General features: G+C 61.3%; 13 protein-coding genes and 1 tRNA gene. All 14 read left to right on the top strand.

Annotation, left to right across the window (positions count from 1 at the left end):
• Positions 1-146 precede the first annotated feature (146 nt).
• Positions 147-2,105 (top strand): acetate--CoA ligase, encoded by a 1,959-nt coding sequence (gene acs, locus Q1W26_RS10250; protein ID WP_300439399.1) that lies wholly within the window; start codon positions 147-149, stop codon positions 2,103-2,105.
• Between the two features lie 333 nt (positions 2,106-2,438).
• On the top strand, positions 2,439-2,630 hold the full coding sequence (locus Q1W26_RS10245; RefSeq protein WP_300439397.1) for a hypothetical protein: 192 nt from the start codon (positions 2,439-2,441) through the stop codon (positions 2,628-2,630).
• A 10-nt stretch (positions 2,631-2,640) separates the two neighbouring features.
• On the top strand, positions 2,641-5,397 hold the full coding sequence (locus tag Q1W26_RS10240; protein ID WP_300439395.1) for a sensor histidine kinase: 2,757 nt from the start codon (positions 2,641-2,643) through the stop codon (positions 5,395-5,397).
• 78 nt (positions 5,398-5,475) lie between these two features.
• Positions 5,476-5,850 carry a response regulator gene (locus Q1W26_RS10235; RefSeq protein ID WP_300439394.1) on the top strand — a complete coding sequence of 125 codons (375 nt, stop codon included), beginning with the start codon at positions 5,476-5,478 and terminating at the stop codon, positions 5,848-5,850.
• Positions 5,851-5,909: 59 nt separating this feature from the next.
• A complete protein-coding gene (locus tag Q1W26_RS10230; protein WP_300439698.1) occupies positions 5,910-8,015 on the top strand; it encodes an exonuclease domain-containing protein in 2,106 nt (701 codons plus the stop codon).
• A gap of 12 nt (positions 8,016-8,027) precedes the next feature.
• The gene (locus Q1W26_RS10225; protein WP_300439392.1) at positions 8,028-9,443 is read left to right on the top strand and encodes a DUF294 nucleotidyltransferase-like domain-containing protein; all 1,416 of its coding nucleotides are present in this window, start codon (positions 8,028-8,030) and stop codon (positions 9,441-9,443) included.
• 70 nt (positions 9,444-9,513) lie between these two features.
• Entirely contained in the window at positions 9,514-9,801 is a 288-nt protein-coding gene (locus tag Q1W26_RS10220) for a DUF4212 domain-containing protein (RefSeq protein ID WP_300439390.1), read from the top strand.
• A gap of 12 nt (positions 9,802-9,813) precedes the next feature.
• Positions 9,814-11,847 (top strand): sodium:solute symporter family protein, encoded by a 2,034-nt coding sequence (locus Q1W26_RS10215; RefSeq protein ID WP_300439388.1) that lies wholly within the window; start codon positions 9,814-9,816, stop codon positions 11,845-11,847.
• A gap of 57 nt (positions 11,848-11,904) precedes the next feature.
• Positions 11,905-11,995 (top strand) — tRNA-Ser (locus Q1W26_RS10210).
• A 124-nt stretch (positions 11,996-12,119) separates the two neighbouring features.
• Entirely contained in the window at positions 12,120-12,500 is a 381-nt protein-coding gene (gene rpsF / locus Q1W26_RS10205) for a 30S ribosomal protein S6 (RefSeq protein WP_300439387.1), read from the top strand.
• A 1-nt stretch (position 12,501) separates the two neighbouring features.
• Positions 12,502-12,846, top strand: coding sequence for a primosomal replication protein N (gene priB / locus Q1W26_RS10200; protein ID WP_300439385.1), 345 nt, complete (start codon positions 12,502-12,504; stop codon positions 12,844-12,846).
• On the top strand, positions 12,818-13,087 hold the full coding sequence (gene rpsR / locus Q1W26_RS10195) for a 30S ribosomal protein S18 (protein ID WP_079437456.1): 270 nt from the start codon (positions 12,818-12,820) through the stop codon (positions 13,085-13,087). Before priB ends, rpsR begins: the two co-directional genes overlap by 29 nt.
• Positions 13,088-13,102: 15 nt before the next feature.
• On the top strand, positions 13,103-13,552 hold the full coding sequence (gene rplI, locus Q1W26_RS10190) for a 50S ribosomal protein L9 (RefSeq protein WP_300439383.1): 450 nt from the start codon (positions 13,103-13,105) through the stop codon (positions 13,550-13,552).
• A gap of 103 nt (positions 13,553-13,655) precedes the next feature.
• Positions 13,656-15,056 (top strand): replicative DNA helicase, encoded by a 1,401-nt coding sequence (dnaB, locus tag Q1W26_RS10185; RefSeq protein WP_300439381.1) that lies wholly within the window; start codon positions 13,656-13,658, stop codon positions 15,054-15,056.
• Positions 15,057-15,141: the final 85 nt, after the last annotated feature.

Below are 15,141 nucleotides of genomic sequence, written 5' to 3'. Positions count from 1 at the left end.
CGACTTTAATCCTCGGCGGATGCACGATCGGCACACCAAGAAAAACACAACACGGATGCCTGCGTAATTGAACGGTCTGCACCCCCACCAGCCAGGGTTTAGAGCATCAACGTTGCACACTCATAAAACACGAGGAGAGGTGAAAAATGACGAACGAAACCACCCTGAAGTTCTACTATCCGTCCGAAGAGGTGGTGAAGAACGCTGCCGTGTCGGGCATGGACGCGTACAAGGCGCTCTGCGCTGAAGCAGAGAAGGACTACGAAGGTTTTTGGGCTCGGCACTCCAGGGAGCTGCTCGACTGGCAGACCCCGTTTACCCAGGTCCTCGATGAAAGCAATGCTCCGTTCTTCAAATGGTTTGCCGATGGCAAGCTGAACGTCTCCTACAACTGCCTCGATCGCCAGGTTAATAAGGGCCTTGGCGACAAGGTCGCGCTGATCTTCGAAGGCGACAAGGGCGACGTCACCAAGGTTACTTACAAGGATCTGCTCGGCCGCGTCTGCAAGTTTGCAAACGGCCTGAAGAGCGTCGGCGTCAAGAAGGGTGACCGCGTCGTCATCTACCTGCCGATGTCCATCGAAGGTGTTGTTGCCATGCAGGCGTGTGCCCGCATCGGCGCCACCCATTCCATCGTGTTCGGCGGCTTCTCCGCCCAGTCCCTGGCTGACCGCATCAACGATGCCGGCGCCGTGGCCCTCATTACCTCTGACGGCCAGAACCGCGGCGGCAAGGCGCTGCCCCTCAAGTCCATCGCTGACGAAGCGCTGGCAAGTGGTTGCCCCTCCATCAAGAACGTCATCGTCGTGAAGCGCACCGGCGCAGAAACCGCGATGGTTGCAGGTCGCGACGTTTGGGCTGATGACCTGGTCGCCAGCCAGTCCGATGTCTGCGAACCGGAATGGGTCGAAGCCGAGCACCCGCTGTTCCTGCTCTACACCTCCGGCTCCACCGGCAAGCCCAAGGGCGTTCAGCACTCCACCGGCGGCTACCTGCTGCACGCCGTCCTGACCATGAAGTACACGTTCGACATCAAGCCGGACGACGTCTTCTGGTGCACGGCCGACATCGGCTGGGTCACGGGCCACACCTACATCACCTACGGCCCGCTGGCCTGCGGTGCGACCGAGATCGTGTTCGAAGGCGTGCCCACCTACCCGGACGCCGGCCGTTTCTGGAAAATGATCCAGGACCACAAGGTCAGCATCTTCTACACTGCACCGACCGCCATCCGCTCCCTGATCAAGGCTGCGGACAACACCCCGGCCGTGCATCCGAACAAATACGATCTGTCGTCCCTGCGCCTGCTCGGTTCCGTTGGCGAGCCGATCAACCCGGCTGCCTGGGAGTGGTACTACGAGAACGTTGGTGGCAGCCGCTGCCCGATCGTCGATACCTTCTGGCAGACCGAGACCGGCGGCCACATGATTACCCCGCTGCCCGGCGCCACGCCGCTGATTGCCGGCTCCTGCACGCTGCCCTTCCCGGGCATCATGGCTGCAGTCGTCGATGAAACCGGCACCGAAGTGCCGTGGGGCCAGGGCGGCATCCTTGTCGTCAAGCGTCCGTGGCCGTCGATGATCCGCAATATCTGGGGTGACGCCGACCGTTTCGTAAAGTCTTACTATCCGGCCGACTTCCAGGGCAAGCTTTACCTGGCGGGCGACGGTGCGATCCGTGACAAGGACACCGGCTACTTCACCATTACCGGTCGTATCGACGACGTGCTGAACGTCTCCGGGCACCGCATGGGCACGATGGAAATCGAATCCGCGCTGGTGGCTCACGAGAAGGTTGCCGAAGCGGCCGTAGTCGGCCGTCCGGACGACATGACCGGCGAAGCCATCGTGGCCTTCGTGGTGCTGAAGGGCGCCCGCCCGACCGGCGACGCTGCTGTTGCGGTGATCAAGGAACTGCAGAACTGGGTTGGTCAGGAAATTGGCCCCATCGCCAAGCCGAAGGACATCCGCTTCGGTGAGAACCTGCCGAAAACCCGCTCCGGCAAGATCATGCGCCGTCTGCTCCGTCAGCTGGCCAAGGGCGAGGAAATCACCCAGGACACCTCGACTCTGGAGAACCCGGCAATCCTGGAGCAGCTCAAGTAATCGATTGGTCGTATCGCCCCGGCCTTGAGGCCGGGGGCGGCCCGCAACCGGCTTTCCGCGCATTGCCGGAACAATAACAACGCGAGCCGTCAAGGAAATAACAGGGGAGGAACCCGGCGCAGTCAGGCCGGGGGTTTGAGGGGGAGAAAAAGGCGCGGATTTCGCGCCTTTTTTTCGCCTGTCGTTCGTGTGTCGATGAATAGGGCTTGACGTGTCGAGGCACGGCTTTGCCGCTTGCCTGGTCGGTGGGCAGATATTTTCAGCCGCGCTCGTAAAAACCTTCTTTTCGGCTTATAAATTCCGGGCAAGCATGAACCAACGGCAGGAGGCGAAATGATCAAGGCTACGCTGACCGGCCAGCGCCTGGTGGCGCTGTTCCTTCTAGGGTGGGTGCTGTTGAACTACCCGATTCTGTCGATGTTCGATGTGGAGCGCGCCTGGTTGGGTGTTCCTGCTATCTACCTTTATGTCTTCGGTCTCTGGGCTGCCGTGATCGCGCTGATGGCGTGGATCATCGAGCGTTAGCGGGGGTGTCATGCTGACCGGAACCACCATCGTCGTCGCCTCATTTCTTTACCTGCTGCTGCTCTTCGCAGTGGCCTACGTCGGCGACAAGCGCGCCGATGCAGGGCGTTCGATCATCGCCAATCCGACAATTTATGCGTTGTCGCTGGCCGTTTATTGCACCACCTGGACTTACTACGGCAGCGTCGGGCGGGCGGCTTCGTCGGGGCTCGGCTTTGTGCCCATCTTCCTCGGCCCCACCCTGGTTGTTGCCTTGTGGTGGTTCGTGATGTTGAAGATGGTGCGTATCGGCAAGACGAACCGCATTACCTCGATCGCAGATTTCATCGCATCCCGCTATGGCAAGAGCCACCTGCTGGGCGGGCTGGTCACCGTCATCGCGGTGCTTGGCGTGCTGCCTTACATCGCGCTGCAGTTGAAAGCGGTTTCGAACAGTTTTGCAATCCTTACCCTCTACCCGGCCATCGTGATGCCGGCCAAGGCAGGCACTGTTCCCTGGCTGGCCGATACGGCGTTCTACATTGCGCTGATCATGGCGGCGTTCACGATCTTGTTCGGCACCCGCCATCTGGATGCCACCGAGCGCCACGAGGGTATGGTGGCTGCGGTGGCGTTCGAGTCGCTGGTCAAGCTGGTGATCTTCGTCGGCGTCGGCGTGTACGTCACGTTCGGCATCTTCGATGGCTTTGGCGATGTCTTTTCGCAGGCTGCACAACACGCCGACCTGCAGGGGCTGATGCGCATGGGCGCGGGGGGCAACAGCTATGGCAGCTGGTTTGCGCTGACGCTGCTGTCGATGCTGGCGGTGATGTTCCTGCCGCGCCAGTTTCAGGTGGCGGTGGTCGAGAACGTCAATGAAAACCACCTGCGCCGGGCGATCTGGCTTTTTCCGCTGTACATGCTCCTGATCAACGTCTTCGTGCTGCCCATCGCCCTTGGCGGGCTGATGCTGTTTGCCGGGCAGAGCGTGGATGCCGACACTTTCGTGCTGACCCTGCCGATGGCCTTCGGGCAGGGCTGGCTGGCTCTGCTGGTGTTCATCGGCGGCCTGTCGGCAGCAACCGGGATGGTCATCGTCGAGACCATTGCCCTGTCCACGATGGTCTGCAATGACTTGGTGATGCCGCTGCTGCTGCGCTATCGCTGGCCGGCCCTGCAGGGGCAGGATGATTTTACGGGGGTGCTGCTGGGCATCCGGCGCGGGGCGATCGTCCTGATTTTGCTCCTGGGTTACCTGTATTTCCGGCTGGCCGGCGAGGCTCATGCGCTGGTCAGTATCGGGCTGATCAGTTTTGCTGCGGTGGCCCAGTTTGCACCGGCGATGATCGGGGGCATGTACTGGCGCGGTGGCACACGCCCGGGGGCGCTGGCAGGCTTGTCGGGCGGGTTTGCGGTGTGGCTGTATACGCTGCTGCTGCCATCCTTCGCCAAGTCAGGCTGGCTTCCCATCGAATTTTTGCAGCACGGGCTCTTTGGCCTGGAGCTGTTGCGGCCTCAGGAGTTGTTCGGCCTCAAGGGCCTCGACCCGATTGCCCACAGTTTGTTCTGGAGCATGCTCGTCAACATTGGCGGCTACGTCTGCGTGTCCCTGATGCGCCGGCCGAACGCGATCGAGGCCGGACAGGCGATCTTGTTCGTCGATGTCTTCAAGCAAAGCCGTCCGTCCGGTGGTGCGTTCTGGCGCGGCAGCGCGCAGATTGGAGACCTGCTTCCGCTGATCGGCCGCTTCATCGGCCGTGAGCGGGCGCATGGGGTTTTCGCCGAATATGCGCGGTCGCGCGGGGTGACGAGTGTCGAGGCCTTGCAGGCCGACGCCGGGCTGGTTCACTTTGCCGAGACGACGCTGGCCGGTGCAATCGGAAGTGCGTCGGCCCGGGTCATGGTGGCCTCGGTGGTCAAGGAGGAGCCGCTTGGTCTCGACGAGGTGATGAACATCCTCGACGAGGCCTCCCAGGTGCGTGCGTACTCGAAGCGCCTGGAGCAAAAATCCCTCGAGCTGGAAGCCGCCACCCGGGAGCTGCGCAGCGCCAACGAGCGCCTCAAGGAGCTGGATCTCCTGAAGGACGATTTCATGTCCTCGGTAACCCACGAACTGCGGACGCCGCTGACGTCGATCCGGGCTTTTTCCGAGATGCTGCTGGAGGATCCCAAGATCGACCTGGAAGACCGGAAGCGCTTTCTCGGCATCATCGTCAGCGAAACCGAACGTCTGACCCGCCTGGTGAACCAGGTGCTCGACATGGCCAAGATCGAGTCCGGCCATGCCGAATGGCAAAACGGCGAGGTCCGGCTTGTCGAGGTGATCGAGCAGGCTGCGGCGTCCACCAGCCAGTTGTTCAAGGACAAGGGAGTGGCGCTCGAAATCAATCTGCCTGATCACGTACCGATCCTGATCGCCGATCGCGACAGGCTGGTTCAGGTGATGCTGAACCTGCTTTCCAACGCCGTGAAATTTGTTTTGCGGGGGCAGGGGCGGGTGTGGGTAAGTCTGACGCAGACCGGCGAGGGTCTGCGCGTGGATGTGCGCGACAACGGCCCGGGTCTCACGCCCGAGGAGCAACGGGTCGTGTTCGAGAAGTTTCGGCAGGGGGGCAATACCATGACCGACAAGCCCCAGGGCACCGGTCTCGGGCTGCCGATCAGCCGCCAGATCGTCGAGCACTACGGCGGGCGCCTGTGGGTGGAGAGCGTGCCCGGCGAGGGCGCGACATTCTCGTTTCTGATGCCTTGCGGGAAATCAACAGAAACGAAAGAAGAGGCAGGATAAACTACGGATGCACGTGCCCGCGGATGAGGTTTGCATGCCGGTAGCCGCGCCTCGGGCAACGATGAGGGAGGGGGGAAAATGACCAAAAAAATACTGATTGCCGATGACGAGCAAAACATCGTTATTTCTCTGGAGTTCTTGATGAAGCGGGAGGGCTTCGTCGTTTGCATCGCCAACGACGGTCAGGAAGCCCTCGACAAGGTGCGCAGCGAGGCGCCCGATCTGGTGCTGCTCGATGTCATGATGCCGCGCAAGAACGGCTACGAGGTCTGCCAGGAGATCCGCGCCGAACCCGCCCTGCAGGGCACGCGCATCCTGATGCTGACCGCCAAGGGGCGCGAGACCGAGGTCAGCAAGGGCATGGCGATGGGGGCGGATGCCTACATGACCAAGCCCTTCTCCACCAAAGAGCTGGTCGCCAAGGTGAAGTCCTTGCTGGAACTTCCCGCGTGAGCCTCAAATCGCGGCAGGCACTGGCGATCGCCACGGCCTGCATTCTGGTTGTGGGGGTGATGGCCGCGGCAGGCTTCACGGTGTGGCGCGATCTGGGGCCCGAAGAGCGAGCGATTCTGGAGCCCATCCTGAATCCCCGCCTCGGCCTGCTGATCATGATCGGGCTGGTTGGCGCGGGGGCTGCCGCCGTGCTGATGAAGTCCTTCGCCCAGGATCATATTGCCGGGCCGGCGCTGTTGGCGGACGAAATCGGCCTGATCGTCGGGACCGATCCCGCGCGGCGCCTCAAGCCATCCGGTTCGCCGGATCTGCAGCGTATCGCCGAGGCGGTCAACAGCCTTGCCGATCAGCGGCGCGGGCTTCAGGAGGACGTGGAGGCGCGAATCCGCGAGGCACGCCTGTCTGTCGAGGAAGAGCGCAACCGGCTGGCGGCGCTGATGTCCGAGCTCAACCAGAGTGTTGTGGTCTGCAACCTGGACGGCCGCATCCTGCTCTACAACAACCGCGCCCGGCTGCAGTTCAAGGCCATGTCCGACGCGCCGGCGGCGGCCGGTGGCGGCGAAATCATCGGGCTCGGGCGTTCCATCTACATGGTTTTCGAGCGCAGCCTGATTGTCCATGCGCTCGAGAGCATCCAGGAGCGCATCCGTCGCCAGAGCGCCCAGCCCGTGGCCAATTTTGTCACCACCACCCGCGCCGGCCAGTTGCTGCGCGTGCAGATGGCGCCGGTCATGGCGACCAATGTGGAAGCCGACGGGGATGCCGCGGTGTCGGGTTTTGTGCTGATGCTCGACAACATCACCCGCAACTTCGAGGCCGAGACGAAGCGCGACCAGATGCTGCACTCCCTTACCGAAGGCAGCCGCTCGTCCCTCGCCAACCTGCGCGCTGCGGCCGAGATGCTGGAGTACCCCGATCTCGACGCCGAACTGAAAGACCGCTTCCTCACCGTGATTCGCGATGAAGTTCAGGGAATGAGCAGCCGGCTGGATGAAACCGCCAACGCCTTTGCCGACTCCCTGAAGACCCGCTGGCCCCTCGATGAAATGCTCGGTGCCGATCTGGTGGCTGCGGCCCAGCGCCGGGTCGAGAAGAAGCTCGGCCTGCCGACCAAGCTGGAGGATGTGGACCCGGGCGTGTGGGTCAAGGTTGACAGCTTCTCGCTGCTGCAGGCCATCAGCTACCTTGCCAGCCGGCTGTCGGATGAGTTCGAGGTGCGTGAGGTGCGTTTTCGGCTCGCCTCGGCCGGGCGTCTGGTGCATCTTGATTTGATCTGGTCCGGCCAGGCGATGAGCACCGAAACCGTGATGGCCTGGGAATTGGAGCCGATGACCTTCGCCGGCGAGAGTTCGCCGCTCACGGTGCGCGACGTCATAGCCCGACACGACGGCGAGATCTGGCTGCAGCGCGAGAAAACCCAGCACAGGGCCTTCTTCCGCCTGCTGCTGCCGTCCGCCGCACCGCAGGACCAGGTGGAGGCCGCTACCTATCTCAAGGGTGAAAGCCGTCCTGAATATTACGATTTCGATCTCTTCAAGCGGATCGAAGGCACTCACGAACTGGACGATCGCCTGCTCTCCGAACTGGCGTTTACGGTTTTCGATACCGAAACCACCGGCCTCAATCCTTCCGAAGGTGACGAGATCATCCAGATCGGCGCGACGCGCATCGTCAACGGGAAGCTCCTCAGGTCGGAGTCCTTCGACCAACTGGTCGATCCACTGCGCGAACTGCCCGAAGCGTCGACCAAGATCCATGGCATTACCCCGGAGATGCTCGTCGGCCAGCCGCCGATGAGCAAGGTATTGCCGGCGTTTCATGCCTTTGCCGAAGATACGGTGCTGGTGGCTCACAACGCAGCCTTCGACATGCGCTTCCTGCAGTTGAAGGAGGAGGGCACCGGCATCCGCTTTGATCAACCTGTACTCGACACCCTGCTGCTGTCTGCGGTGCTTCACCCGTCCCAGGAATCCCACCGGCTCGAAGCCATTTCCGAGCGGATGGGCGTCAACATCATGGGGCGGCACACGGCGATCGGCGACGCGATCGTCACCGGCGAAGTCTTCCTGCGCATGATTCCGCTGCTTGCCGAGATGGGCATTCGTACGCTCGGCGAGGCCCGGCGTGCCTCGGAGAAGACTTACTACGCCCGCGTCAAATATTGAGTGGTGGATGTAATGTCCGCCGGATCTGAGCGTGGAGGCGGGCTGGCGGCGCTGATTCGTCGCCCGCCGGTGTGTGTGGGGCCCGAGCTCAGCGTGCGTGAGGCCCTTGGGCGGATGGGCGCCGGGCGGGTCGGGACGGTCGTGGTGGTCGATTCCGCGAGCTTCCAGCCGCTCGGCATCCTTACCCGGCGGGACGCCATCGAGCGGGTCGCTCTCGTCGGCGGTGATCTCGACGCGCCGGTGGCCAGCGTCATGACCGGCGGTGTCGTCGCGCTGCCGCTGCAGGCCAGCCCTCATCAAGCACGCCTGATTCTTGCCCGTAACGATCTGCGTCACCTTGTCGTCGTCGACGAGTCCGGCCGCTTTGCGGGGGTGGTGTCACGCAGCGATCTCTACGCCAGCCGGTGGCCGCTGGCGGACGATCTCGTCGAGGCCATCCAGGCGGCCTCCAGTGCCGACGCCCTTGCCGCCGCGGCCCGGCAGGTGCAGGCGTCTGCCGCGGCGATGGTGGATCGGGGCGAAAGTGCCGGACGCATCAACGAATGGATCGCGATTCTCAACGACCTCATCGTGCTGACCGCCATCGACCTGGCCGAGGCCGAGTTCGATCTGCCACTGGTTCGCTGGTGCTGGCTGGCCTTCGGATCCGAAGGGCGCCTCGAGCAGACCCTGGTCACGGATCAGGATAACGGGCTCATTTTTGCCACCGACAAAGGCGAGGATCCCGATCTGCTCCGGGCGCGCTTTCTGCCCTTTGCCCAGCACGTCAATGCCTTGCTGGATCAATGCGGATTCTCGCTCTGCAAGGGCGGGGTGATGGCCGGCAATCCTAAATGGTGCCTGTCCCTGGCCGAGTGGCGTGGGTGCTTTGCCGAGTGGATGCGTGCCGCCAGCGCCGACGATCTGCTCAATTCCACCATTTTTTTCGATTTCCGGCCGCTGGCGGGCGATTGGGCGCTGCCGATGGCCCTGAAGCGCTGGCTGCTGCAGGTGGCCGCTGATAATCCACTGTTCCTGCGCTTCATGGCGGCGAATGCGTTGCAGAGCGGCCCTCCACTCGGGCGTATTCGCGATTTCGTCGTTGACCGCGAAACCGGTCAGCTCGATCTCAAACGAGACGGCTGCCGGCCGTTCGTCGATGCGGCGCGTATCTACGCGCTGGCCCTCGGTCTGCCAGAAACCTCCACCGCGGAGCGCATCCGGGCCGCCGGCGCGGCCTTGCACTGGGATAGTCGTGAGTGCGATGCGCTGGTGGAGGCGCTGGATTTTATCCAGCAACTCCGGCTGCGTCGCCAGCGTGTTCCGGGTTCGCCAGCCAACCGGGTGTCGCCCGACGATCTGAACGATCTTGAGCGGGCTTTCCTGAAAGAGTCGTTCCGCCAGGCCCGCAGACTTCAGCACAAGCTCCAGACCCGTTATCAGCTTTAGCAGGGCCGGCGGGCTATACTCGCCCCCCGGCAGGGCTGCCCGGATGTCGGGCCGAATTGAGGAGCGACATGTGAGCCAGAACGTAAATGGCAGTCAAGGCGAAAGCGATGCAAGGTCGCGGGCTTACTGGCGCGCAACGCTGAGACTCACCACCGTGTTGCTGCTGGTCTGGGCCAGCGCGAGTTTTCTGCCCGGCTGGTTTGCCGACGAGCTGAATAGCGTGGTTTTTTTTGGCTGGCCATTGGGTTTTTACATGGCCGGCCAGGGATCCCTGATCATTTTCATCTGCATCGTGTGGCTCTACGATCGAGGGATGGTCCGACTTGAAAAGCGCTACGGCGTAAAGGACGAGGGCTAAGGGCGTGCGCCAATGAGTTCCCAGCCAGCCTTCTTCCGGCGCCTGGGGCGTTATTACCTCATCTACGCCCTCGTTTTCGTCAGTTTCGTCGGACTGCTCGCCGTGGCCGAGCAGTTCGGACTGTCGCCGCGCTGGATCGGCCAGATTTTCCTGTTTCTGACCATCGCCATCTACGCGGCAATCGGCGTGATGAGCCGAACCTCCGACGTCTCCGAGTATTACGTTGCGGGGCGGCGCGTGCCGGCACTCTTCAACGGCATGGCTACGGCCGCCGACTGGATGAGCGCGGCGTCCTTCATCGGCCTGGCCGGCACGCTTTACTACGCAGGCTTCGAGGGGCTGGCCTTCGTGACCGGGTGGACCGGCGGCTATGTGCTGGTGGCCCTGCTGCTCGCGCCCTTTTTGCGCAAGTTTGGCCAATTCACGATCCCGGATTTTCTCGGTGCCCGTTATGAAGGCCATTTCGCACGGGTTGTTGGTGTTTTTGCCGCTGTGCTGGCGAGCTTCGTTTACGTGGTGGCGCAAATCTACGGCGTGGGCCTGATCACCAGCCGCTTCATCGGCATCGAGTTCGAGATCGGCGTATTCGTGGGGCTGGCCGGCATTCTCGTGTGCTCCTTTCTGGGGGGCATGCGTGCGGTGACCTGGACACAGGTCGCCCAGTACCTGATCCTGATCATCGCCTACCTGGTGCCGGTGGCAATCCTCTCTTACAAGGTGACAGGCGTACCGGTGCCGCAGGTCATGTACGGGCAGGTGTTGCACGATCTGGGCGTGAAGGAGCTCGAGTTGTTTTCCGAGCCGCGGGAGAGCGCAGTCCGTCTCCTTTACCAGGGGCGGGCCGATGAATACGCCCGCAAGATTGCCGCCTTGCCCGAATCGCTCACGACTGAACGCCTTGCCCTGGTGCAGAAAGCCAACGATCTGCGTGCGCAGGGTGCCAGCGCCCGCGAAATCGCCGTCGCCGAGCGCCTGCTGCGTGACGTGCCGCGCACGCCCGACGAGGCGCGCGTCAAATGGGATCGCGTGAGGCAGGACAGTCTGGCGCGCACGATGCATCCTCCGCCGCACGCCGAGGCCCACCCGGGCGCCGACCAGGCGGCCCGGGATAACGCCCGCAACAATTTCATCGCGCTGGTCTTCGTGCTGATGATTGGTACCGCAGCCTTGCCCCACATCCTGACGCGCTACTACACGACGCCCAGCGTTCGCGAGGCACGCCGGTCGGTGTTCTGGTCGCTGCTCTTCATCTTCCTGCTCTACGTCACGGCTCCCGCCTATGCCGTTTTCGCCAAGTGGGAGGTCTATAGCAGCCTGGTGGGCTCGAATATCGAAACGCTTCCTCACTGGGTCGCCTCATGGGGGCGGGTCGGGCTTGTAAAGATCGACGACATCAATGGTGACGGCATCCTGCAGCTGGCCGAGCTTTCCATCAACAGTGACGCGATCCTGTTGCTGGTGCCTGAACTCGCCGGATTGCCCTACGTGGTGTCCGGACTTGTCGCGGCGGGCGGCCTGGCGGCTGCGTTGTCGACCGCTGATGGGCTGCTGCTGACGATATCCCACGCGCTGTCCCATGATCTTTACTACAAGATGATCAATCCGGAAGCCTCCACCCAACGGCGCCTGGTGATCACCAAGTCCCAGTTGCTGGTGGTGGCGGTGGTGGCCGCCTGGGTCGCATCCCTGCGGCCGGACAACATTCTCTTCATGGTCGGGCTCGCGTTCTCCATCGCAGCCTCCGCCTTCTTTCCGGCGCTGGTGCTCGGCATCTTCTGGAAACGCGCCAACAAATGGGGTGCTGTCACCGGAATGATCGCCGGCATGGGGGTCACGCTGCTCTATATCGTGCGCACTCACCCCTTCTTCGGCGGCAGCATGGGCGACGCTTGGCTCGACATCCATCCGATATCCAGCGGGGTTTTCGGCGTATCGGTAGGCTTTGTCGTAATCGCCGTGGTGAGTCTTCTTACCCCGCCTCCGCCGCCCGAGGTGCAAGCCTTGGTCGACTACGTCCGGATGCCGGACGGGCGGGGAAAACACTGAAATCCAAAAAGAGGCTTTGACATTCTGAAAAGTTAATGTATATTGCCGCCTCCATCTGGAGAGGTGGATGAGTGGTTTAAGTCGCACGCCTGGAAAGCGTGTTTAGGATAATATCCTAACGCGGGTTCGAATCCCGCCCTCTCCGCCAAGAATTCCCCCGAAAGGTTTGCGTGTGCCAGGCAGTATTGGCGCACGCATTGCCTCGTTCGGACGATTTTTTACCTTGCCCTACCGTTCGCATGACGGAGGGTTTTGATCCAGAAGGAGATTTCATGCGTCATTACGAAGTCGTATTCATTGTCCACCCCGATCAAAGCGAGCAGGTGCCCGCCATGATCGAGCGTTACCGTAGCCTCGTTACCACCCAGGGCGGCCAGATTCATCGTCTGGAAGACTGGGGTCGCCGTCAGTTGGCCTACCCGATCGACAAGATCCACAAGGCTCACTACGTGCTGATGAACATCGAGTGCGATCAGCCCACCATCGCCGAACTGGAGCATGGCTTCAAGTTCAACGACGCCATCCTGCGCCATCTCTCCATCCGCATGAAGCGCGCCGTCACGACGCCGTCGCCGATGATGAAGGAAGAAAAAGCTCGCTCCCTGACTTCCTCTGAAGAGGTCAAGCCGGCCGAGCAGCAGCCCGCCGCCTGATTTGCAGGAAGCAGGTCGCAACAGTTTTGAGATAGATGGCATCCTGGCCGAGATCGGTCAGATGCGCTACTCCCCCGGCGGCGTGCCGGTGCTGGCAGGGCGCATCGAGCACCGTTCGAAGCAGGTGGAAGCGGGGCTCTCGCGTGACGTAGAGCTTGAGCTGCAGGTGGTGGCGGTCGGTGACAAAGCAAAATTGCTTGCTGTTGCCCGGCTCGGAAGCCCCGCCCGGCTCACTGGTTTCTTTGCAGCGAAAAGTCTGCGCAGCAGGGTGCCTGTGCTGCATATCGATACGATCGAATTTTTGGAAGGAACGAATCATGGCATTCAAGCCAGCAACGAAGCGTAAGGACGACCGTGGCGGTCGGAGCCTTTTCAAGCGTCGCAAGTTCTGCCGTTTCAGCGCAGAGAAAATTGAAGAGATCGACTACAAGGATGTGGACATCCTTAAGGATTTCATCACTGAAAACGCCAAGATCATGCCGGCTCGCATCACTGGCACCAAGTCTGGCTATCAGCGTCAGCTGTCCACCGCGATCAAGCGTGCCCGCTTCCTCGCGCTCCTGCCTTACACCGATCTGCACCAGTAATCCCGGAGAGATAGCATGCAAATCATTCTTTTGGACAAGGTCGTCAATCTGGGTGGCCTCGGTGATGTGGTTAAAGTCAAGGACGGTTACGCTCGTAACTACTTGATTCCCCAAGGCAAAGCCAAGCGTGCCAACACGGCGAACCTGGCCGAGTTCGAGGCCCGTCGCGCCGAGCTCGAGCGTCTGGCTGCCGAGCAGCTGGCTGCGGCTCAGGCCCAGGCTGAAAAGGTCGAAGGTCTCTCCGTCACCATCGCTCGCAAGGCAGGTGTGGATGGCCGTCTGTTCGGCTCCGTGACCAATGCTGACGTCGCTGATGCACTGAAGGCAAAGGGTTTCGCCGTCGAGAAGGCTGCCGTGCGCATGCCCGAAGGTCCGCTGAAGGTCGTCGGTGAATCTCAAGTCACCGTCTCTCTGCATACCGACGTGACTGCTACCATCAGCGTTACGGTGGTTGGCGAGAACTGATCGGAAGGAGAGCTTTGCTCCCCATCAAGAAGGGCTGCCACGTGCAGCCCTTTTTTGTTTTTCAGGCCGAAAGTGGCCGGTATTTTCCGATTGCAGATGTCTTATGCGTAAAACTCAAGGCCAGGTGGACGATCCCGTAATGTCCGCGTTGCGGTTGCCGCCGCACTCCATCGAGGCCGAGCAGTCCTTGCTCGGCGGGTTGTTGATCGACAATGCCGTTTGGGAGCGGGTTGGCGATATCGTCAATGAGGCTGATTTCTACCGGGACGACCATCGGCGAATATTTCGACAGATTGCGCGCCTGATTGAGCTGGGCAAGCCGGCTGATGTGGTTACGGTTTACGAGGCGCTCGAGAAAAATGGCGAGTCCGAGCATGTCGGGGGGCTTGCCTATCTTGGCGAGATTGCCAATAGCACGCCGTCTGCCGCCAACGTACGTCGTTATGGCGAAATCGTCCGTGAGCGGGCAATTCTTCGCAAGTTGGTGTCTGTCGGCGATCAGATTGCAGCAAGTGCGCTAACGCCGTCGGGTAAGGACGCGAAGACGCTCCTTGATGAGGCCGAGGCCAAGGTCTTTGAGATTGCCGAGGCCGGTGCTCGGACAGTGAGTGGCTTTGTGCCGATACAGCCGATTCTCGGTCAGGTCGTTGATCGTATCCAGGAGCTTTACGATCGTGACTCTCCGGCAGGGGTTACCGGGGTGGCGACCGGTCTGACTGACCTTGACGAGAAAACGTCAGGCCTGCAGCCCTCCGACATGATCGTCCTTGCCGCGCGTCCGGGTATGGGCAAAACATCGTTGGCCCTGAATATCGCTGAGCATGTGGCAGTGGAGGGTGGATTGCCGGTCGCGGTTTTTTCTATGGAAATGCCAGGGACTCAACTTGCAACGCGTTTCCTGTCGTCGGTCGGGCGAATCGATCAGAGCAAGATCCGGTCCGGCAAGCTGAACGACGAAGAGTGGCAGCGGCTGACTTATGCGCTTGGCAAGCTTCATGAAGCCCCGATTTTTATCGATGAGACGCCAGGTCTAAATCCAACCGACCTTCGGGCGCGTTGTCGACGGCTTCACCGGCAATGTGGTCGCCTTGGCTTGATCGTTATCGATTATCTGCAGCTGATGACGTCTCTAAAGGAAAGTGACAACCGCTCGGCGGAATTGTCGGAAATCTCCCGGTCGGTGAAATCTCTCGCAAAAGAATTGCACGTGCCGATCATTGCGCTGTCCCAGTTGAATCGAAGTCTTGAGCAGCGACCGAACAAGCGTCCTGTGGCTTCGGACTTGCGGGAGTCGGGCGCTATTGAGCAGGATGCCGACATCATCATGTTTATTTACAGGGATGAAATCTACAATCCGGACTCCCCTGATAAGGGTATGGCCGAGTTGATCATTTCGAAACACCGGAATGGCTCCACCGGTACTGTGCGCATGACGTTCCTCGGTGAATTTACCCGTTTCGAGAATTTCTCGGGAACCTACACAGGGGGCGGGCCGGAATACTGATCGCCGGTGGAGGTAGATTTGTCTCTTTAGTCTCTTTAATCTCTTGACTGTTTTTGATAGTTCTCTATAATGCGGCCTCTCTTGC

This window comes from Zoogloea sp., assembly GCF_030157465.1.
Classification (GTDB): domain Bacteria; phylum Pseudomonadota; class Gammaproteobacteria; order Burkholderiales; family Rhodocyclaceae; genus Zoogloea.
Note: the sequence above shows the minus strand (reverse complement) of the source record. Positions and strands in the feature narration are given on the sequence as shown.